This is a genomic window from Ensifer sp. (assembly GCF_035999185.1).
In the GTDB taxonomy this organism is placed as follows: Bacteria; Pseudomonadota; Alphaproteobacteria; order Rhizobiales; family Rhizobiaceae; genus Ensifer.
The window spans coordinates 1-20,582 of sequence record NZ_DASYHB010000224.1 but is presented as its reverse complement, the minus strand read 5'-3'; the positions used below and the strand labels follow the sequence as shown (position 1 = coordinate 20,582).

The 20,582-nt window shown below is 60.3% G+C and carries 16 protein-coding genes; 12 read left to right on the top strand and 4 right to left on the bottom strand.

Going from position 1 to position 20,582, the window contains the following annotated elements; genetic code table 11:
• Positions 1 to 184 precede the first annotated feature (184 nt).
• From VGO04_RS32230 to VGO04_RS32200, 7 genes are all read left to right on the top strand, one after another.
• The gene (locus VGO04_RS32230) at positions 185 to 571 is read left to right on the top strand and encodes a hypothetical protein (RefSeq protein ID WP_327500060.1); all 387 of its coding nucleotides are present in this window, start codon (positions 185 to 187) and stop codon (positions 569 to 571) included.
• Between the two features lie 706 nt (positions 572 to 1,277).
• Complete coding sequence (locus VGO04_RS32225) at positions 1,278 to 3,116, top strand: type I secretion system permease/ATPase (RefSeq protein WP_327500059.1); 1,839 nt, start codon at positions 1,278 to 1,280, stop codon at positions 3,114 to 3,116.
• Between the two features lie 20 nt (positions 3,117 to 3,136).
• A complete protein-coding gene (locus tag VGO04_RS32220) occupies positions 3,137 to 4,462 on the top strand; it encodes an HlyD family type I secretion periplasmic adaptor subunit (protein WP_327500058.1) in 1,326 nt (441 codons plus the stop codon).
• A gap of 38 nt (positions 4,463 to 4,500) precedes the next feature.
• On the top strand, positions 4,501 to 5,577 hold the full coding sequence (locus VGO04_RS32215; RefSeq protein ID WP_327500057.1) for a hypothetical protein: 1,077 nt from the start codon (positions 4,501 to 4,503) through the stop codon (positions 5,575 to 5,577).
• Positions 5,578 to 5,916: 339 nt separating this feature from the next.
• A complete protein-coding gene (locus tag VGO04_RS32210) occupies positions 5,917 to 6,579 on the top strand; it encodes a response regulator transcription factor (protein WP_327500056.1) in 663 nt (220 codons plus the stop codon).
• A gap of 397 nt (positions 6,580 to 6,976) precedes the next feature.
• Positions 6,977 to 8,734 (top strand): PAS domain-containing methyl-accepting chemotaxis protein, encoded by a 1,758-nt coding sequence (locus VGO04_RS32205; RefSeq protein WP_327500055.1) that lies wholly within the window; start codon positions 6,977 to 6,979, stop codon positions 8,732 to 8,734.
• A 307-nt stretch (positions 8,735 to 9,041) separates the two neighbouring features.
• Positions 9,042 to 10,031 (top strand): HD-GYP domain-containing protein, encoded by a 990-nt coding sequence (locus tag VGO04_RS32200; protein ID WP_327500054.1) that lies wholly within the window; start codon positions 9,042 to 9,044, stop codon positions 10,029 to 10,031.
• 117 nt (positions 10,032 to 10,148) lie between these two features.
• Here the strand turns inward: VGO04_RS32200 and VGO04_RS32195 are convergent, their stop codons facing one another.
• Positions 10,149 to 10,565 carry a helix-turn-helix transcriptional regulator gene (locus VGO04_RS32195; RefSeq protein WP_327500053.1) on the bottom strand — a complete coding sequence of 139 codons (417 nt, stop codon included), beginning with the start codon at positions 10,563 to 10,565 and terminating at the stop codon, positions 10,149 to 10,151.
• 435 nt (positions 10,566 to 11,000) lie between these two features.
• Here VGO04_RS32195 and VGO04_RS32190 point away from each other — a divergent pair, with 435 nt between their 5' ends.
• From VGO04_RS32190 to iolG, 3 genes are all read left to right on the top strand, one after another.
• Positions 11,001 to 12,050: a LacI family DNA-binding transcriptional regulator gene (locus VGO04_RS32190; RefSeq protein ID WP_327500052.1), complete on the top strand. Its 1,050-nt coding sequence runs from the start codon at positions 11,001 to 11,003 to the stop codon at positions 12,048 to 12,050.
• A 130-nt stretch (positions 12,051 to 12,180) separates the two neighbouring features.
• The gene (locus tag VGO04_RS32185) at positions 12,181 to 13,197 is read left to right on the top strand and encodes a Gfo/Idh/MocA family oxidoreductase (protein ID WP_327500051.1); all 1,017 of its coding nucleotides are present in this window, start codon (positions 12,181 to 12,183) and stop codon (positions 13,195 to 13,197) included.
• Between the two features lies 1 nt (position 13,198).
• Complete coding sequence (gene iolG / locus VGO04_RS32180; protein WP_327500050.1) at positions 13,199 to 14,188, top strand: inositol 2-dehydrogenase; 990 nt, start codon at positions 13,199 to 13,201, stop codon at positions 14,186 to 14,188.
• A gap of 48 nt (positions 14,189 to 14,236) precedes the next feature.
• Here iolG and VGO04_RS32175 read toward each other — a convergent pair whose 3' ends face one another.
• The 3 genes from VGO04_RS32175 to VGO04_RS32165 form a co-directional block, all read right to left on the bottom strand.
• Positions 14,237 to 15,241, bottom strand: a complete 1,005-nt coding sequence (locus tag VGO04_RS32175) for a LacI family DNA-binding transcriptional regulator (RefSeq protein ID WP_327500049.1) — start codon at positions 15,239 to 15,241, stop codon at positions 14,237 to 14,239.
• 100 nt (positions 15,242 to 15,341) lie between these two features.
• A complete protein-coding gene (locus tag VGO04_RS32170) occupies positions 15,342 to 16,289 on the bottom strand; it encodes a sugar phosphate isomerase/epimerase (protein WP_327500048.1) in 948 nt (315 codons plus the stop codon).
• Between the two features lie 25 nt (positions 16,290 to 16,314).
• Positions 16,315 to 17,490: a Gfo/Idh/MocA family oxidoreductase gene (locus VGO04_RS32165; protein WP_327500047.1), complete on the bottom strand. Its 1,176-nt coding sequence runs from the start codon at positions 17,488 to 17,490 to the stop codon at positions 16,315 to 16,317.
• A gap of 247 nt (positions 17,491 to 17,737) precedes the next feature.
• Here VGO04_RS32165 and VGO04_RS32160 point away from each other — a divergent pair, with 247 nt between their 5' ends.
• Positions 17,738 to 18,676: a sugar ABC transporter substrate-binding protein gene (locus VGO04_RS32160; RefSeq protein WP_327500046.1), complete on the top strand. Its 939-nt coding sequence runs from the start codon at positions 17,738 to 17,740 to the stop codon at positions 18,674 to 18,676.
• 259 nt (positions 18,677 to 18,935) lie between these two features.
• Positions 18,936 to 20,510: a Re/Si-specific NAD(P)(+) transhydrogenase subunit alpha gene (locus VGO04_RS32155; protein WP_327500180.1), complete on the top strand. Its 1,575-nt coding sequence runs from the start codon at positions 18,936 to 18,938 to the stop codon at positions 20,508 to 20,510.
• The last annotated feature ends 72 nt before the right edge of the window (positions 20,511 to 20,582 follow it).

Sequence of the window (20,582 nt, the reverse complement as noted above, 5' to 3'; positions counted from 1 at the left end):
AAGCTCCTCCCGAAACTATCCCTTTAGTCAATCCGAATTGGCAACTGTTCTCCATCGTCGGAAACAGTGATGCTTTGTTGCAATCGATCGCTGGACGAGGGATCCGTGAGGGCAGTTGATCGTCATGGTCGATCATCCAAATAGCCATCGATGCGCTGAGGAAGCAACCGGAGGAGTACACGATATGACCGACGTTAAAGGCAATGATTTCGACATAGACATCGATGCCGACATCGATCAGGACCTCGATCAGGATCAAGATCAGGACGTGGATACCGATACCGACCAGGACTCTGACGTCGATATCGATAACGACAACGACAACGACACCGATCAGGACGCTGACGCCCACAATGACGCCGACGCCGACGCCGATGCCGACGATCGTAGCGACGCGGATGCCGACGCAGACGCAGACGGCGACGCCTGGAACGACAATGACACTGATCAGGACAATGACAACGACGTAACCGTCGGCCAGGACCAGGATGTCGACGTAGATGTCGATCAGGATCAGTACGGCGAACAGCACGCGGACATCGATATCGACTTCGATTTCGATGTGGCCTGAATGATCTCTCCGAAAGTAGGCGCCCGGATGACACCGAGCGCCGCCTTTGCCAATCGAGGGTGGACGTTGGTCCGCCGCGGCTCGCTCACGAGGCTGTCGCCCCATGGCATTTTCTCAAGTTAAGTCCCGCCTAGGCACGGAAATCGAGCGCGCATGGCGCCGCATTTATCTCTTGGTCGCGGCGGGATGCCGGTCTGCCGTCGCTTGCTCGCGAAGCTGCCTCGTCGTGCTCTGGCGAATTCAGTATCGTACGGGAACGGAAATCGAGTTGGCATTCTGCCGCATTACCCTCTTGATCGCGGCGGGACATCGGTCTGCCGTCGCTTGCTCGCGAAGCTGCCTCCTTATGCTCTGGCGAATCCGGTATCGCACCGGAATGCAAATCGAGCTGGCATTCTGCCGTACTTCGCTCTTGATCGCAGCGGGACGTCGATCCGCCGTGGCTCGCTGGCGAGACTGCCGCCTCATGCTCTCTCGAATGAGATCTCGCGCGGGAACGGAAATCAAGCGGACATTGCACCGTCTTTCCCTCCTGATTGCGGCGGGACATTTGTCCGTTGTAGCTCACTCGCGAGACTGTCTCTTCGAGCTCTCCCAGATCAAAACTCGTGCGGGAACGGAAATCGCGGGGGTATTGCGCCGCCTTTCACTCTCGGTTGCGGCGGGACGTTCGTCTTCCGCGGCTCGCTCGCGAGGAGGTCGCCCCTTGGCTTCCTCCCGAACTGGACCTGGTGCAGGAACGGAAATCGAGCAGGCATTCAGGCTTTGCCGGGCGTCCCTCGTCGTGGTCTTCGTGCTCAGTTTCTTCGTTAACCTCTTGGCGCTGACGGTCCCGCTCTATCTTCTGCATGTCTACGACCACGTACTTGCGAGCCGCAGCATCGACACGCTGGTGATGCTGACCCTGATCGTGGTCGCGGCGCTGGCCGTCCATGCCACGCTCGAAGCCTTGCGGCGGGCGATGCTTGGCCGCATCGGCGTTTGGCTCGACGATCGCCTTCAGGCTGCTGTTCTGATTTCGGCGGTGCAGTCGGCCCTGCGCAGCGATCAGGCCGCGGCCGCGCAAGCCTGGCGTGATCTCAGTGGTCTTCGCTCCTTCTTCGGCGTTAACGCCTGCACGGCACTGTTTGACCTCCCCTTTACGCCGATTTTCATTCTCGCGATGATGCTCGTGCATCCGCTGCTCGGCGTGATGAGCCTTTTGGCATCGATGGCCCTGTTCGGGCTGGCCCTGCTCAACGAGATCGTGACGCGCAAGCCGTTTTCTCGTGCCAGCGCCGCCTGGGTCGCAAGCCAGCACCGGTTTGAATCGCTTCTGCGCAACGTCGAGGCCATCAGCGCGATGGGCATGCTGCCGGGTGTGGCACGCCTGGTGAACGATGACCAGGTGATCGCGAAGGAGGCTCAACTTTCCGCCGCGGCGCGGGCATCGGCCATCCAGGCGCTCGCGCGGTTCATCCGTCTGTTCGCGCAGGTGCTCGTTATGGCCTGCGCAGCCTGGCTTGTGATCGGGCACGACATCAGCCCGGCGGCGATCTTCGCCGCCACGCTCCTGCTCGGACGCTCCCTCGGCCCGGTGGAGAGCGCAATCGGGACGTGGAAGGCAGTTAGCGGTGCGCGCCTGGGATATGGCCGCCTCCGCAAGCTCATGGCGGCGGTGCCACCAGCTCGAAGGACCATGAAGCTCCCGCGCCCAAATGGTCAGCTTTCTATCGAACAGGTGACGTTCATGCCGCCCGGCGCGGACATGCCGGCCATCCGTAGACTGTCTTTCGCCGTAAACCCAGGAGAAGTCCTCGGCGTGATAGGGCCTTCGGGGGCCGGCAAGTCGACGCTCGGTCGTCTGATTGCTGGCACCATCGCCCCGACAGCCGGCCATGTGCGCCTGGATTCTGCCGACATCGGTATCTGGCTTGCCTCCGGTGGCCACAGGCACTTCGGTTACCTTCCCCAGGACATCGAGCTCTTCGGCGGAACGGTCCGGGACAATATCTCCCGTCTGCAGGAGGCTCCGGCGGACGATGTGATCGGCGCGGCCGCGTTGGTCGGGCTCCATGAAACGATCATGCGGCTCCCCATGGGATATGAGACCGACATCGGCGAGGGCGGCATGCGGCTCTCCGGCGGACAGCGGCAACGGCTAGGGCTGGCGCGGGCCTTGTTCGGCCAACCGCGCCTCATCGTCCTCGACGAGCCGAATGCCAGCCTTGATGCCGAAGGCGAAGTGGCGCTGCGGCAGGCGATCCAGGAGATGCGCCGGCTGGGTTCGACGATCGTGATCATTGCCCAGCGGCTTGGCATCCTGAACATGGCTGACAAGATACTTGTACTCCACAACGGCACAGTGGATGCGTTCGGGAACCGGAAGGACGTCGCCGACAAGATCAGAGCCGGGCGCACCAGCCTTCCGGTCAAGCCCCAGCAAATCGTCGTCAATGGCCGCGGTCAAAAGCGGTCGGGCGACCACAGCGCCTCGGGTCCGCCCCCGCTTCGGGCGGAAGCGTCCCTCTTGGCCGAGGACGGATTGGAGAGGGCTGTGTCATGAGAGGGGCCAGACGCATCGCGATGGCGGATCTTGCGACGATCCCAACAGCGGCGGACACGCCGTTCCGGTCACTGCGCCTGCTTGCTGCGGGAGCGTTTGGTCTCGTCGGTGTGTTCGTAATCGGTTTCGGTACTTGGGCCAGCATCGCGCCGCTCGAAAGTGCCGCAATCGCCGCTGGCGCTATCGAGGCAGAATCGAGCCGCAAGACCGTTCAGCATCTGGAGGGTGGAATCGTCAGGCATATCCTGGTGCACGATGGCGACGAAGTTGTTGCGGGACAACCGCTTCTTCGAATGGACGACACCAGACCCCGCGCTACCGTCCAGGTTCTTCAGGCGCAGCTTCGGGAAGCCCAAGCCATGGAGGCACGGTTGCTATCCGAGCGCAACAAGGCCGAGAGGATTGAATTTCCGGGGGCTCTCGTCAGGTCGGCCGCGCAGGGCGACGCCGGCTTGGTGGAGATTCTCGCTGGACAGGTAAAGATCTTCGACACACGCCGCGAACTTCAGTCATCGCGTATAGAGATCATCCAGCAGCGCAAAGCGCAGACACAGCAGGAGATCGCCGCGCTGCGTTTTCAAGCGGACGCCGCGACCAAACGGGCAGCAATCATCCGCAAGGAACTGGCGACCGTTATTCCGATGGTTGCCAAGGGACTGCAGACGCGCGTTCGCCTTCTGCAGATCGAGCGTGAACAGGCGGAGATCGACGGCCGGCTTGGCGACACGCATGCGCAGGTTTCGCGCGCCGAGCAAGCAATCGGCGAATCGCAGGCGATGATCCTCAAGCTCGAAAGCGACCAGCAAACCGAGATCGCCCAGAGTCTGCGCGACACTCAGTCACGGATATTTGAACTGGTGGAGCGCGTCGAGACTGCGAGTGACATCCTTGCGCGAACGGTGGTTCGTGCGCCGGAAGCCGGTACGATCACAGACATGAGAATCCACACGGTCGGAGGAGTGGTGACGGCCGGTGAACCCTTGATGGATCTTGTTCCACGCCAGGATCGGCTCATCGTGCGGGCTCAGGTCAAGCCAGAAGATATCGACCTGGTTCGCGCCGGCCTTGAAGCCCGCGTGCGCCTCCTGGCCTACAAGCATCGCCGGGTTCCGCCGGTCGAGGGCGTCCTCACATATGTCTCCGCCGACCGCCTGGTCGATAGGCAGACGGAACGGGCCTACTACATTGCCCGCGTCCGGATCGATGACGCGTCCCTGCGCGCGCTGCCGGATGTGGAGATCATGGCTGGTATGCCGGCCGAGGTGCTGATCAAGACCGGACAATTCACTGTTGCCCACTACGTATTGCGCCCTCTTCTGGAGAGCTTCAACCGCGCATTCCGCTAGGACTGAGCAACGCACTGAGGGCCTGTGGGAGAGGTTTCATGGGGGCGGATGCGCATCTGAAAACCGAGGGGCCGGATATTCTTGCAGATAGGGGGACGCGTGACCTGCTGCTGCCAATCGAAGGCTCTGAGGCAGAGGTGTTCGCACAGGCGTTCACGTCTGCCGGCAGCGTTGTTCCGGCGAGTGGGGCCGCCTTTCCAGGCACCTCACCGGCGACGCCTGTAGGCGCCGATGCTTGGCCCGCTCAGGGCTCCTTTGTGGTTGGGGAGATGATTGCGGTCAAGGGGCCGGCGACACCAAACGATACGCTCCGTGCTCCGCAATCGTCGGTGGGCGAGGCGACCACTCTTCATTCTATTTCCCTTTCGGTTGCCCCAACGTCCTTGGAACCGAAGCCCAATGGGGGCACTCGTGGATTAGAAAGCGACGGGAACCGCGAAGGCGGGTCGACGGGGGAACCCGGGAGGGTCGGTCATGCGAGCCAGACAGAGGGCCACGCCGACCCACCTGATGCCGGTCACGATGTCGATCACGGGCATGATGTCAGCGTTTTGCAGACCGCCATCGCCGAACAGGACGCGCAGATCATCGTCAACGGCTATCCGGGTGACGTGGTCGTACGCCTGGATGTCGAGCAAGGTCTCGTTCAAGACCAAGAGGTGGATATAGCCCTGACCACTGACGAAGGCGGGCATTTTGCCATTCTGGTCGATCAGGACATGCACATCGGCCAAGAGATCGAAATTGATCTTGATATCTTTGACGAGGATGGCGTGCTCTACATCGATCTCTTCCTGCGCGACACGATCGATATCGAGCAGGATACCTCAATTGGCCTTGAACTTGGCGAAGGGCTTCATGGCGGCACAGTCGAGGTGGATCAGGACATCGAGCTTGAACAGAATGTCGACATCGATATCGACATCGAGGACGAACTGGAAGAGCGCTACGTCATCAAAGTCGAAATCGGCGTTTCTCAGGAGGTCGCCGTCACTCAACATGCGAGCGTCGACATCGCAATTTCAAATGACGATATCGACGTGGCTGTTGACGCTTCACAGACTGCGGTCGTCGATCAGCAAACCACCGCGCTAGTGGATTTCGCCCTAGCATAGTACTGGAGCACAGAGTATCCCGCCCATTGTAGGCACGCCTTTCCGTGATTGATTTGTTGATTATAAGAATTTCCTAATATCATGGGATGCTAGGATAGCTTTGGCGTTTTTATTTGGTATAGTCTATTCGGGACAGGGTTTGGCTACGGGCGTGTTTGAGTAACGACTGGAGAGGGGGTAGCTATGCCTCTTTCGACAGCAGGTCAGTATGCGTACAATTGTGGGCGTTCTTCCATTGTTATCGTTGATCGCTTCTTACTATTGCGAAGTTGCCTTGCTCGCGTCCTTCGACACGAATTCCAAAGTTTCGGTGTCCTGGACATAGCAACAACTCAAGAGTTGGAATACATACTTGGGCCGATCGGTCTGGTTGTTCTCAATGTAGAGAGCGACGCATTGACGGCTGAGCTTGTGCGGGACAAGTTAACCTCGCTTAGGCGCGTGCTGGCTGACGTCCCTGTTGTCTTGATCACCCAATGGAATGCGTCGACGATATCGGATTCGATGGTTTCCGAGGTCGCCAGATCCGGTGTGCGGGGCTACGTTACCGGCAACGCGCCTATTGAACTCGTCGTGTCGTGCCTGCGGCTTGTCATGGGCGGCGGCGTCCACTTTCCTCAATCGACCACTGGAGGCGGGGAAGCCTGCATAACCAATGCGCCCGTCTTGCCGGACAATAGCGGTGCACTGCAATTGCCGGCGGGTGACGAGACTGGTCAGTTGGCCTCCTGTCCCGACCGATCACGTGTTGCATTTACGGAACGCGAGCGACAGGTGCTGGCAAGCTTGCAGCGCGGCCTGCCCAACAAAGTCATCGCCAAAAAGCTGAACTTGTCCGAGAACACAATAAAAGTGCACATCTCGAACATCATGCGTAAGTTAAATGCGACAAACCGCACCGAAGTCGCCCTTGCAGCGCAAGGCAACATGATGGAAGACTTTAGTTCCGCACTATCGGATCATCGCCCCGTCGTCAGTCTTGTCCGACCTCGGATGAATTAAGGGATCCTTACGCCCACGTTCATCTGGTGTTGATGACGACCGTTGACCTCGACCCGGACGAGAGCCAGGGCCTCTGCGTGCGCTGGGTCCTGGACCAGGATGTGCCTGTGGTTCGCCATGAACCCCAATGACTGCTCGCACGGCCGGCTCTCCAGGCCCCGAGAGTTTGACGTTATGGTCACAAGGCGATCGCGCAGGGACGTCGACCGATTGTTTGTCGTGACGCCAAGGATCAAATGCGCATTCGGGAACATCTAATTGTACTACGAATTTTATAGTAGTTACCGCTAACGTTAACGCAATGTAAGTAAAACCCCCCAAGATTATGGGTGCAAGAAATCACGGGTGCAGAGCGCTCGAAACCTTTCGAGCGCCCCGTCTGGCTTTGGGGGGTGGAATGCTTTCTTTGGGTGCAGGTGCCGACGCAAAAGCAGTTCTTGACGCAATGAGCAAGTCGCAGGCGATTATTGAATTCAAGCCTGACGGGACAATCATCACCGCGAATGACAACTTCTGCCGCACCGTCGGTTACCAATTGTCAGAGATCGTCGGCCAGCATCACCGCATGTTCGTCGAGCAGGCGGAAGCTGCCTCTCCGGAATACCGCGAGTTCTGGGCCAAGCTTGCACGGGGCGAGTTTGATCGGCGTCAATACAAGCGCGTCGGCAAGGGCGGCAAAGAGATCTGGATCGAGGCCTCTTATAATCCGGTTTTCCGGGGCGGAAAGCCTTACAAGGTCGTAAAGTTCGCGACCGATATTACCGAACGGCAACTGAGGCGAGCAGAAGACAAAGGGAAGCTAAACGCTATTTCCCGCGTGCAAGCAGTTATTGAGTTCACGCCAATGGGCGAGATCCTGACGGCCAATGAGAACTTCCTGAGCACGCTCGGTTATCAGCTCTCGGACGTTCAGGGTAAGCATCATTCCATGTTCTGCGAGCAGGGTTACGCAGGCAGCGAGGGATACCGGCAGTTCTGGAGCGGGCTGGCAGCAGGTGAATTCGTTGCTGATGAGTTCATGCGGATCGGCAGGGGCGGCAAGCGTGTTTACATCCAAGCATCCTACAACCCCATTTTCGACATGAACGGCAAGGTCTTCAAGGTCGTCAAGTTTGCCACGGATGTCACGCAGCGCGTGGACAACGTCAATCATCTCGCCGATGCGCTGACGGAACTCTCGGAAGGCAATCTGACGACGAAGCTGCAGACGCCATTCCTGCCGAGCCTGGAAAAGTTGCGCCTGGACTTCAACACGGCAACGGCAAAACTGTGCAGGACGTTGCAGACCATTTCGGAAAACGCCGGCGCGATTGCCGCTGCATCCCAGCAAATCCAGTCCGCATCGAATGATCTGTCCAAGCGGACTGAACAGCAAGCGGCCTCCGTCGAGGAGACCGCGGCCGCCCTCGAGGAGATCACCAAGACAGTTGCCGATTCCAGCCACCGAGCCGAGGAGGCTGGTCAAATGGTGCGCCGGACGAAGGAAAACGCCGAGCGGTCTGGCGGCGTTGTCGGGCAGGCCGTGGAGGCAATGGGGCGTATCGAGCAATCCGCAGGCGAGATCGCAAGCATTATCGGCGTCATCGACGGGATCGCCTTCCAGACCAATCTTCTAGCGCTGAATGCCGGGGTCGAAGCGGCCCGGGCCGGCGAAGCCGGAAAAGGCTTTGCCGTCGTGGCTCAGGAAGTCCGTGAGCTTGCCCAGCGTTCCGCGAAGGCAGCGAAGGAAATCAAGGAACTGATCGGGGCTTCAAATGCCCATGTGCAGAACGGCGTGGCGCTCGTCGACAGTACGGGAAGAGCGCTGCAGGAGATTGTCGCACAAGTCGTGCAGGTCGATACCAATGTTGGCGCCATCGTCGAAGCCTCCAAGGAGCAGACCACTGGCCTTAAGGAAATCAACATGGCGGTCAACACCATGGACCAGGGCACGCAGAAGAATGCCGCTATGGTGGAGGAAACAACCGCCGCAGCCCACAGCCTTGCAAAGGAGGCCGACCAGCTCTTCCAGTTGCTCAGCCAGTTCAACATCGGTTCAGGTAGCGGCACAATGCACCGCAGCACGGCCACTCCAGTTCATCAAGTGACGATGAAGATCGCCCGGGCATTCAATGGCAATGCCGCCCTGAAGGCCGAGAACTGGGATGAGTTTTGATGGCGGCCAAGGCTTTAGTGCGGAGGAAGGTCGTAGAACGGCCTGCCGTTCACACGCAGCGTTGCAGTGAGGCATTCTCGGCCCCGCAACCCCACCAAGATGAAACTTCTCTCAGCCGACGAAATGTCGCGAGAAAATTTTAATAAGCTGCATGCAAATCTTTCCGCGCTGAAGCAAAGGCGTGATCCAGCGCAGGGATGGTCTTGGAACAACGACCGCAGCGGGAGGTGACCGTCGGCGCCACGGCAAGGGTGGAAATGACGGTCACGAACCCATGACGCGTTGCGGGTGGTGAAACACAACGTCGATGACGGAGGCGATAATTCTGGCGATGCAAAAACGTATCCGGCTTCACGAATTGCGGGTGGGGATGTTTGTCGAGGAATTAGAGAGACCGCCGCAACGCACGGATGCGCGTTTCAGCCCATTCCGGATTGCAACGCCATCAGAGATCGATCGATTGATGCGCTCCAATATCATGAGTGTTGTCATCAACGTTCAAAAGGGCATCGACATCCTTGATCGGGCACCGCAGGCGGCGCCGTTCGATCGACAAGCTGTCGAAACTGGCCTCCTTTCAAGTTACTCACGGCAGGACATCGAGACAGCAAGACACTCCATCGAGGCGGCAAAGGCGGATATCCAAAGCGTCTTGGCGGAAGCCAGGATCAGCGGCGGATTTGCCGCCAATGCGGCCAACAAGGCTGTTGAACTGATCATGTCATCGGCGATGAACAACGCCGGCGCGCTCATTGGGGTTGCCAAGCTAAAGGCCAGTGATGAGGTCACGTATCTTCATTCACTTGCTGTAAGCGCGCTGATGATCACCTTTGGCCGAAATCTGGGACTCGATGAAGACAATGTGCGGCATCTTGGGCTTGGTGGCCTGGTCCATGATGTCGGCAAAATGACGCTACCCCGCGCCATCCTGATGAAAACCGGGAAACTGTCGGCCGACGAAAAAGGGATTATGCAGACACACCCTCAGCGAGGTTATCAGGTGCTCTCCAAGATCGAGGACACACCGCAAGAAGTGCTTGATGTTTGCCTTTTTCACCACGAGAAATTCGATGGGACGGGCTATCCACGCGGCTTGGTCGGCAAGCAGATTCCGCACTTCGCTCGGATCGCAGCTATCTGCGATGTATACGATGCCCTCACAACGATCAGGCCTTATAAGCGAGCGCTGTCGCAAGCTGAAGCGATTGACATCATGATGACCTCCGTTGGTCATTTCGATCGCGAACTTCTGTCTGCATTCCTGTCGAAGATGATAATTAACGGCACGGTCCGTTAAATGCGTTCGCGCGGGGTGGGCGCGGCGCAACGCGAAAGTCGCGCTTGCCCATTGGCCAAGAACCAGGACGCAACGCCTCTGGTGGCACGGATTTCCGAGCAAGATGGTTGAGCGTCATCACCCCAAGGGCTCTTTTGCCAGCGCCTGAACCAAGTGGATTATCTTGGTCCGTAGCTTGGGATCATGAATCCTTACAAAGGAACGATTGAGGGCCAGCCCTTCCGCAGAGTTCAAGAAGCGTGCGGATTCACCTTCCCCCACGAACTCCGGCGCTTTTGCCTTGGAGAGGCCACCAAGCGCTTCTTCGAAGAACCAAGAAACAGGGACGCCAAGGATGTCGGCTATCGCCTGAAGCCGGCTCGAGCCTATTCGATTTAGTCCCTTCTCGTACTTCTGAACCTGTTGGAAGCTCACGCCGAGCCCCTGCGCGAGCGTCGACTGGCTCACTCCCATGAGTGCGCGCTTCAGTCGAATACGGCTGCCAACATGAACATCCATTTCGTTCGGTGCTTTGGTTTGCGGGTTGTTCGGCATGATCACCTCAAAGATCGGTCGGGGCCAAAATGCGTTTTCGTCATGAACACCAGAGGGCGCCTTCGCATTACGTTCCGAACATGGGTGTGGATCAGCGACGAGCCGCCCGTTCCAAGTTTTTTTGTCCTTGGAGGTCAGTTTCCGAACGGAAAGCACGAACGCGGACGGGCCCAAGGAAGTGACAGGAATCCGCCTCCATCGGGTGCTGGGTTTGTTTCCGGTTCGTGCGTCGGGGATCGCATAATACATCGTTCGGAACGAGTGCGTTCATGCGATCCGACACGACTTGGCGACAATCATCTGTCGTCGACGCAGACCTACTGTGGTTCGGCCACCTAGCCTCGGGACCAGTTGATTGAATTCAATCAGAAGGGCAATGTTCGCCAGGGCGCCGCGAAGGGATGATGCGCGGCGTTCGGCGGGGTGGAGGCGAACATGGTGTCGAAGGGGCAGGGGAAGCGTGTCACGATTTCCGACGTTGCCAAACGGGCGGGTGTCGGGACTGCGAGCGTCGACCGTGTCATCAACGATCGCGGAAACGTCAGTGAAGACGTCAGCAAGCGTGTGTTGCAGGCGGCCAAGGAACTCGGTTTGCGGCGGCTGCTGCCGCAGGCGCATCGCCGGCTGATCCGCATCGACGTGATCCTTGCCCGGCCCGAATTGCCGCTGATTGCCCGGATGGGGTTCGAGTTCCGCCGGATCTCAACGACGCTTGATCGGTCGATCGTCATTCACAGGACCGTGCTTGAAGACGAGCGGCCTGAGACGTTGGCGAAAGCACTTGCAAAGACAAGCTGTGATGCCGTTGTTTCCTATATGCAGGATCATCCGATCGTGCATGCGGCCGTCGAAGATCTGAGCGCGCGGGGCATTCCCGTGGTTACCGTGATCTCCGATGTTCCAGGATCGGCGCGCATCGGCTATGCGGGGACGGATCACTACAGGGCCGGGCGCTCGGCAGGTTACTTCATTAGCCGGATGACGGGTGCGCCAGGCCCGATCATCGTTCTGTGCAACCATCTCGGCTTTCAATCCCATGCCGACCGCGTGCGCGGTCTCACCCAGTTCCTGGAGGAACGGGCGCCAAGCTGGCATGTGGCGAAGATCGTGGAGGGCGGTGATGACAGGGTTCGCTCGGAACTGCAATTGCTCGAAGCTTTTCGAGCACATCCGAGTGCTGTCGCGATCTACAATGTCGGCGCCGGAAACATCGGGGTCGCCCGCGCGATCCGCGCCGATGTCCTTCATCGCCGACCGGTGTTCGTCGGTCACGAGCTGACACGCAACACGGCCGCCTTCCTGAGGGAAGGCTTGATGTCGCTGACCATTGATCAGAGCCCCGAACTGCAGGTCCGGCTTGCCGTCAATATCCTGCTTCGCCATTTCGATTTCTTCGGCGGTGAGCCGGCGGCCTTTCCGCATGAAACCGAAGTGCCGATCGTGCTCTATGGACCGGAGAACCTTCCCGCCCCGCTTCCTTTCTGACGGCCTGATTGATTGATGGTTTTCAATCAGCGGCGCGTTTGTCCAAGGACCAGTGTCGCGTCATGTTTTCGGCGTCGAGGATCGCTTCCAACACGGTTGGACGCACACCTCCGCAGGGAAGGAAACAATCATGACCGATACCATTGCCCCCGTTCGATGGGGCATTCTCGGCGCCGCACGCATTGCCGATGGCGCCATCATTCCGGGTCTCGTCAAGAGCGCATGGTGCGAACCTTTGGCGATCGGCGCGCGCAGCAAGGAGCGCGCGCATGCCATGGCGGCCAAACACGGCATCGCTCGTGCCTATGGCAGTTATGAAGAAGTACTAGCGGATCCGGAGGTCGAGGCAGTCTACATCGCCTTGCCGAACCATCTGCACGTCGAGTGGACCCGTAAGGCGGCGGACGCCGGCAAGCACGTGCTTTGCGAAAAGCCGGCGGCGATGCGGGCCAAGGACCTCGATCTGCTCGAAGGTATAGATCCGGCGCTGAAGATTTCCGAGGCCTTCATGGTCAGACAGCAGCCGCGCTGGATCAGGCTGCGCGAGATCCTGGCTTCCGAGGAATGCGGCAAGCCACTTTCCTTCTCTTCGCTGCTTTCCTTCATGATGACGAACGAGGCCGATTTCCGCCAGAAACCGGAGTTCGGCGGCGGTGCGTACTACGATCTCGGCTGCTACACCGCGATGACCGCGCGTTACATCTTCGGAGCGGAGCCGAAGCGCGTTTTTGCAGCGGCCGAGAACAATGCCGGCGGCATCGACATGTTTACCTCGGTGATCCTCGACTTCGGCGGCGGGCGCCATGCAACCTTCATGGTCTCGCTGGCACAGGCCTCCTCCCAGTCGATCCAGATCGTCTGCGAGCGCGCCTTCATCTCGCTGCCGCAGGCCTATGTTCCCTCGCGCGTCAGCCCCAACACGATCGCGATCGACACGTCCGCCGACCACGCTAACTCCGACATCCACACGCTGAAGTTCCCGCCGCTTGACCAATACGAGGAAGAGGTCACCAACTTTTCCCGGGCGATCCGCGGCGAGGATGTCCCCTATTTCGACATGAAGGATGCACGCGCCAACGCTGCCGTCGCAGATGCCGTCTTTGCTTCGGCAAAGAGCGGCGCCTGGGTTGATGTGAAAGGATACTGAGATGACCATAAAGCTCGCCCTTATCGGCGCCGGACGTATTGCGAAAGTGCATGCCAAGGCCATTGCCGCCAGCCCGGACGCGAAACTCGTTGCAGTTACGGACGCCCTGCCTGCTGCGGCAGAAGCGCTTGCACTTGAGACCGGAAGCAAGGCGTCGGATGCGGATGCAATCGCCGCCGACCGAGCTGTGGACGCGGTTCTGATCTGCACGCCGACCGATACCCATGCCGACCTCATCGAAAAATTCGCGAAGGCCGGAAAGCATGTGTTCTGCGAGAAGCCTGTCGACCTGGACTTAGGCCGCGCCGAAGAGGTCGTGTCGATCGCGAAGAAGGCCGGCGTGAAATTGATGCTCGGTTTCAACAGGCGCTACGACCCGAATTTCGCCGGCGTGCGCGCAGCCATCGACGAAGGCCGCATCGGCGCCGTCGAAATGGTGACGATCACCTCTCGCGATCCGGGCGCGCCCGACATTTCCTATGCCGCGCGTTCAGGCGGGATTTTCCGCGACATGACGATCCATGACCTCGACATGGCCCGCTTCATGCTGGGGGAGGAGCCGGTTGTCGTTTCAGCCCACGCCTCGGTGCTCGTGAAGCCGGAGCTGAAAGAGATCGGTGACTGCGACAGCGCGACGGTTATCCTCGAGACCGCGTCCGGCAAGCAGGCCGTCATCACAAATTCGCGCCGTGCCACCTATGGCTATGACCAAAGAGTGGAGGTGCACGGCTCTCTGGGTGTCGCGCTCGCCGAGAACTACCACGAGAACACGGTCGTCATCGGCGGTGCGGACGGGTATCGCAGCGCGCCGCTGCAGAACTTCTTCATGACCCGCTATACCGCGTCCTATGCCGGCGAGATCGCGGAGTTCATTTCCGCCCTGAAGCATGGCCGAGAGCCGGCGACGACCGGCGAGGATGGCGTGATGGCGCTGAAGCTCGCCAATGCCTGTGTGGAGTCCGTGAGGACCGGCAAGCGCGTTGCGATCTGAGGCACGTGCGATCGGACTTGGGAGGCGCGCCCAACCAGGCGCGCCTTTTCACGGGTGTCCAACTTCCGCGCCCGAGGAGCGCCGCGTTATCAGTTCCGGTGCGACGATGATATTGCGGATCGACGCCGTCGGATCGTTGAGCCGCGTGGTCAGTGTCTCAACGGCGGCAGCGACCATTTCGGGTACTTTCTGGCGGACGGTTGTAAGCGAGATCGGTTCGGACGCGGCCATCGGAATGTCATCGAAGCCGACGACGGCCACTTCGTCCGGTACGCGGAAACCGTGCCAGGCGAGGCGGCTGATCGCGCCAAGTGCAATGAGATCGTTTGCCGCGAAGATGGCAGTTGGACGGTCCTTGCGTGCCATCAGCGCATCCGTGGCCGTGCTGCCGGCATCGACGTTGTATCGACCTTCGACGATGATCGGCTTCAGGCCGTGCTCCTGCATGACCTTGCGGTAGGCGTCCGCGCGGCGCTGCGCACCCGCGCCCGGGCCGCCGGTGATGTGGGCAATGTCGCGATGCCCAAGCTTCAGCAGGAATTCTGTGGCGAGCCTCGCACCGAGCGCGTCATCGGAGCTGATGCTCTCGACCTTTTCGGATTTCAGGTCGCGGCCGATATAGACGGTTGGCAGCAGTTTTGAGACCGCTACGATCTCGTCTCGCTCTGCCGGCGCGCCGATCAGGACAAGGCCGGCGATGCGTTGATCGATGAAGGCGCGAATGGTGCTGGTCGTGCCGCTGACGGCAAGCATAGCGAAATAGCCCGCATCCCTCAGCGTCCGGTCGCATTCGCGCGCAAGCATCGCCTCGTAGGGGTTGAGCACGTCACCGACGACGAGACCGATCGACCGGCTTTGCCGGCTGGCTAGCGTCTGGGCTGCAAGGTTCGGCGTGTAATTGAGGCCTGCGGCGGTCGCCAGAATATGGGCCTTGGTATCGTCCTTGACGCCCGGGTCGTTCCTCAGCGCACGCGAGGCCTGCGAGCGCGAGACGCCGGCGGCCTTGGCGACGTCTTCCAGTGTAATTCCGGTTCGGGCGGGAAAGTCCTTCATGCCTTCCTATAAAAAGCGTCCGGTTGAAACGCGCAAGCGGCGATTTGGTGTCTCAGGGACGCCAGCCGGAAATCGATCCGACTGGCAGATCTTGCCGCTGTTACGACCTGGTTTTTGCAGATTGCTCGATACAGAAGCGAAGCGTTGCGGCGGAGGTGGCAACTGCCTCCGGTGCCGGCAAGGAATAGTCCTCGTTCTCGATGCTGATGACATCGTCGTAGCCGACCCGTTGCAGCGCCTTGAGGATGTCGAGCCAGCCGTGGACGGCGGTGCCGTGGCCGAGCGAGACGAAGTTCCAGGAACGGCCCTCGACCGGTGTCACGTGCTTGGGATCGAGCAGGCCATCGATACGCGCCCGCTGCTCGATCCGGGAATCCTTGCCGTGCACGTGGTAGATGCTGTCGCCGAGAGCTGCGATCGCCGACAGCGGATCGCCGCCCATCCAGATAAGATGGCTCGGGTCGAAATTGACGCCGACCGTCGGGCCGACAGCATCGCGAAGCCGAAAGAAGCTCTCTGTGTTGTAGACGCACTGCCGGCCGTGCTGCTCGACGCAGATGCGTTTGCCCTTCGCTTCCGCAGCCTTGGCGAAAGGTTTCCAGAAAGGCAGAACACGCTCGTTCCACTGCCAATCCAGCATTTCCATCGCTTCCAACGGCCAGGACGACGTGATCCAGTTTGGATGCCGGTCGTCGGGGCCGCCGGCCGGCAGGCCGGACATCATGACGATACGCTCGACGTCGAGCAGGCTCGCCAGTTCAAGCGTGTCGTAGGCAAGTCTTGTGTCGGCCGGACCGATCCTGCCCGGGTGGAGCTGGTTGCCCGAGCAATTCAGCGCAGAGATTTCGAGGCCACGCTCACTCAACATGCCCTTGAGGCGGTCACGGGATGCGCCACTGGCGAGAAGGTCGGCGATGTCGACATGCGGCGCGCTCGACCAGCCGCCGAGCCCGAATTCGACGTGAGTTAGGCCGAGACTGGCGACCTGGTCCAGGCACTCGGCGAGGGGAAGGGCGCCAAAGCCGTCTGTATTCAGACCAATTTTCATCGTTCACTCCGTTGGCCACGCGGTATCAGGCGGCTCTGTGCCTGACTTTGGCGGGATGGTTGGTGTCGGCGGCCTGCTGGATAGCATCGAGGATCTCTGCAGCACGCAAGCCGTCGAGAACGGAGCCGTTCGCCATCGGGCGGCCGTTGGCGATGGCGTCCAGAAACTCGTGGATCATGAAGCCGAAGACCTCGGCATATCCAATGGCGACGCCGTCATGGGGGACCGGCAGCAGACTGGCGAACGGCAGCGTCGGGTTGTTCGCGACGATCATGAATGGCGACTGACCGGAGCCGTCGAAACGGGCAATCTCGTAGTGAGCAGGGGTGCGTGAGGAGTAGCGCACGGCACCCTTGGTGCCGGTGATCGCGATGGTCAGGCTGTTGCCCATGCCGACGGCGACGCGGCTTGCAAGGAATGTTCCCTGGCAGCCGTTCTTAAAGCGCAGCAGCGCCGACATCACGTCGTCGTTGTCGACGCGGCGGCTCTCGCTGCTGAGTTCCACATGATTGTGCCCGATGCTGGCGCCAGCCGGCAGGAAGCGTCGCTTGATCGAAATCGTTGCGATCGCGCCGGCAACTTCCTCGACCTCGCCGCACAGGAAGCGCGCAACGTCGACTGCATGCGTGCCGATATCGAGAAGAGCGCCGGGACCGGCGCGGTCGCGCTCGTAGCGCCAGCTGTGCGGCAGATGAGGATCGGCGGCGTATTCGCTTTCGTACTGCACGAGGGCATTGACCAGGCCGCCGATCTCCCCGTTCTCAATCAAGCGCTTTATGGCCGCGACGGCCGGAATGCGACGGTAATTGAAGACCGTTGCCGACACCGTGTGAGCGGCCTTTGATGCTTCGTAGATCCGGGCTGCTGTTGCCGCATCCAGCGCCAGGGGTTTTTCGCAGATAACGTGCTTTCCTGCGGCAAGCGCTGCAAGTGTCACCTCGGCGTGCAGAAAGTTCGGAAGGCAAATGCTGACGATACCGATATCCGGATCGGCAAGCACGGCCTTCCAGTCTGATGCAACCGTTTCAAATCCCCAGGTCGCCGCCATCGTAGCGGCAAGCTCGGCGTTCGCGTCGCAAACCGTCTTCAGGCGCACCCCCCTGATCGCTCTTGAGAAGCGGTCTATGGCGACCTTGTAGCCGAAAGCGTGAGCCGCGCCGATCATGCCGGCGCCGATCACTGCGATTGCGGATCCTGTCATGCGTTCCTCCCGTTCAAAATCCGTGACGCTCGATTTATGAGAGCGCTCTCATAATGTCAACGATACTGAATGAACGGTGTCCGCACACGAAAACGATGATTGAATTCAATCAAACGTGCATTGATCTCATCGCTGAGCCGGAATCTTGGATTGACAGTATGAGAGCGCTCTCAATAATGGATCGCATGAGGGCAGAGGAGCTCTCGATTAAGGCGAGCCGGGCACCCGGCGACTTGAGGAGGAACAAATGAAGTCTCTACTGGCCGGACTGTTGCTGTCGACGACCTTGATGACGACGGCGAATGCCGCAAACATCGGCGTCGCGATGTCGAACTTCGACGACAACTTCCTGACGATCCTGCGTCTTTCTATGCAGAAGGCGGTCGAGGGCAAATCTGACATCGAGCTGCAGTTCGAGGACGCGCAGACCGATATCGGCAAGCAGCTCGATCAGGTCAACAACTTCGTCGCTCAAGGGGTCGATGCCATCATCGTCAACCCGGTGGATGCCTCGGCCACGCAGCCGATCACAGCGGCGGCGACGGCTGCCGGCATCCCTCTCATCTATGTGAACCGCCAGCCCGTGGAGAAGCTCCCCGAGAGCGGCGTGAGCTTTGTCGGCAGCAATGAGTATGAGGCCGGCACCTTGCAGATGACCGAGGTTTGCCGGCTTCTCGGCGGCAAGGGCAAGGTCAACATCATCATGGGTGACCTTGCCTATGAAGCAGCCCGGGTCCGCACTCAGGCGGCAGAGGACGTCCTGAAGAAGCCTGAGTGCTCAGGCATCACGGTTGCCGAGAAGCAAGCCGGCAAGTGGACGCGCATCTCGGGCACCGACCTCGTCACGAATTGGCTGAGCGCCGGCATGGACGTCAACGCGATCATTGCCAACAACGACGAGATGGCACTCGGCGCCGTTCAGGCTCTGAAGGGTGTGAACAAGGAACTTGGTGCCGGGGAAGGCAAGATCGTCGTCGGCGGCATCGATGCCACCCAGGACGCGATGAAGGCCATGAAGTCTGGCGACCTCGCTGTTTCCGTGTTCCAGGATGCTGCAGGGCAGGGCAAGGGGGCCGTGGACACGGCTCTCAAGATGATTGCCAAGGAGCCAGTCGAACAGAATGTCTGGATCCCGTTCGAACTCGTCACGCCCGCAAACTTGAGCAGCTACGAAAGCCGCAACTGACCTTCTCCCAGGGCGCGGCACGACGCGGCACGGGACGAAAATCGTCGCCCTGCCGCGTCGTTCTCTGAGCCCGCCGCTGGCTTCCCAGGCACGCCCGCCGAATAAAATCGTTTAGGGGAAACTAAAAAGCGACAGAAATGGACGGATTCGCGGCAAGCCGTACTGGACAGTACTCTCAAGGTCTGCATGTTCTGCTGTCGCATTTGTTGAGGGACGCAGGCGTTGCGTAGTCGGCGGGAGAGGACAGACGAGCATGGCGATTAAAATTGGTGCGCCGCGGGAGGTAACCGCAAGTGAGGCGCGCGTGGCACTGACACCCGATAGTGCGGTGCAGCTTGCCAAACTTGGCTATGGCAGCATCATCGAAACGGGTGCCGGCGTTGCGGCTGGTTTTTCCGATGATGCCTATCGAGCCGCGGGCGTCGAGGTGGCCCCGTCGGCGGAGGCGCTTTGGGCTTCGTCAGATGTGATCGTGAAGGTGAGACCGCCCGAGCCGGGCGAGGTCGCGCATTTGTCTGCGGACAAGACACTGATCTCGTTTTTCTATCCCGGCCAGAACGCGGAGCTTTTGGAGTTGGCCAAGGCAAAGGGTGCCAACGTCATCGCCATGGACATGGTGCCGCGCATCTCGCGTGCCCAGAAGATGGATGCGCTGTCGTCGATGGCCAATATCGCCGGCTACCGCGCGGTGATCGAGGCCGGCAACAACTTCGGCCGGTTCTTCACCGGTCAGGTGACGGCCGCCGGCAAGGTGCCGCCGGCGAAGGTCCTGGTGATCGGCGCGGGCGTCGCCGGTCTTGCGGCGATCGGCGTTGCCACCTCGCTCGGCGCCCAGACCTATGCGTTTGACGTGCGTCCCGAGGTCGCCGAGCAGATCGAAAGCATGGGGGCGGAATTCGTCTATCTCGACTTCGACGGCGGTCAGCAGGATGGCGCTGCAACCGGCGGCTATGCGGCGCCCTCTTCGCCGGAGTTCCGCGAAAAGCAGCTGGCCAAGTTCCGCGAACTCGCGCCTCAGGTCGACATCGTCATCACCACGGCGCTGATCCCCGGCCGTGATGCGCCGAAGCTCTGGCTTGCCGACATGGTGGCGGCAATGAAGCCCGGATCGGTGGTGGTCGACCTTGCGGCCGAACGCGGCGGCAACTGTGATCTCACCGTTGCCGATGAGCGTGTCGTCTCCGACAACGGCGTGATCGTCATCGGCTATACCGACTTCCCGAGCCGCATGGCCGCGCAAGCGTCCACACTCTATGCCACCAACATCCGGCATATGCTGACCGACCTGACGCCGGGCAAGGATGGCACGCTCGTCCACAACATGGAGGACGACGTCATCCGTGGTGCGACCGTCACCTTCGACGGTGCGATCACCTATCCCCCGCCGCCGCCGAAGATCGCGGCGATCGCGTCGCGGAAGCCAAAGGAAAAGGTGAAGGAGCCGACGCCGGAGGAAAAGCGCGCCACGGAGGCTGCAGCCTTCAAGGCCCAGACGAAGAACCAGCTCACGCTGCTTGCCGTCGGCACGGCGCTGCTGCTCATCGTCGGCGCCTTTGCGCCCCCAGCCTTCATGGGCCACTTCGTCGTCTTCGTGCTCGCCTGCTTCGTCGGCTTCCAGGTCATCTGGAACGTCTCGCATTCGCTGCACACCCCGCTGATGGCCGTCACCAATGCGGTCTCGGGCATCGTCATCCTCGGCGCGCTCTTGCAGATCGGGTCGGGCAACTGGCTGGTGGTGCTGCTTGCGGCGCTCTCGGTGCTGATCGCCACGGTCAACATCGTCGGCGGCTTCCTCGTCACACGGCGCATGCTCGCCATGTTCCAGAAATCCTGATCGGGCAGGGGTAAACATCATGATGATCGGTATCGTATCGGCCGCCTACATCGCGGCAGCCGTTCTCTTCAT

Bases quoted from the DNA above. Each gene is read 5' to 3' on its own strand.
- VGO04_RS32160 (WP_327500046.1), top strand. From the start codon at position 17,738: ATGAAGTCTCTACTGGCCGGACTGTTGCTGTCGACGACCTTGATGACG.
- VGO04_RS32230 (WP_327500060.1), top strand. From the start codon at position 185: ATGACCGACGTTAAAGGCAATGATTTCGACATAGACATCGATGCCGAC.
- VGO04_RS32220 (WP_327500058.1), top strand. From the start codon at position 3,137: ATGGCGGATCTTGCGACGATCCCAACAGCGGCGGACACGCCGTTCCGG.
- VGO04_RS32175 (WP_327500049.1), bottom strand. From the start codon at position 15,241: ATGAAGGACTTTCCCGCCCGAACCGGAATTACACTGGAAGACGTCGCC.
- VGO04_RS32170 (WP_327500048.1), bottom strand. From the start codon at position 16,289: ATGAAAATTGGTCTGAATACAGACGGCTTTGGCGCCCTTCCCCTCGCC.
- VGO04_RS32165 (WP_327500047.1), bottom strand. From the start codon at position 17,490: ATGACAGGATCCGCAATCGCAGTGATCGGCGCCGGCATGATCGGCGCG.
- VGO04_RS32195 (WP_327500053.1), bottom strand. From the start codon at position 10,565: ATGCCGAACAACCCGCAAACCAAAGCACCGAACGAAATGGATGTTCAT.
- VGO04_RS32200 (WP_327500054.1), top strand. From the start codon at position 9,042: ATGACGGAGGCGATAATTCTGGCGATGCAAAAACGTATCCGGCTTCAC.
- VGO04_RS32215 (WP_327500057.1), top strand. From the start codon at position 4,501: ATGGGGGCGGATGCGCATCTGAAAACCGAGGGGCCGGATATTCTTGCA.
- VGO04_RS32185 (WP_327500051.1), top strand. From the start codon at position 12,181: ATGACCGATACCATTGCCCCCGTTCGATGGGGCATTCTCGGCGCCGCA.
- VGO04_RS32205 (WP_327500055.1), top strand. From the start codon at position 6,977: ATGCTTTCTTTGGGTGCAGGTGCCGACGCAAAAGCAGTTCTTGACGCA.
- iolG (WP_327500050.1), top strand. From the start codon at position 13,199: ATGACCATAAAGCTCGCCCTTATCGGCGCCGGACGTATTGCGAAAGTG.
- VGO04_RS32190 (WP_327500052.1), top strand. From the start codon at position 11,001: ATGGTGTCGAAGGGGCAGGGGAAGCGTGTCACGATTTCCGACGTTGCC.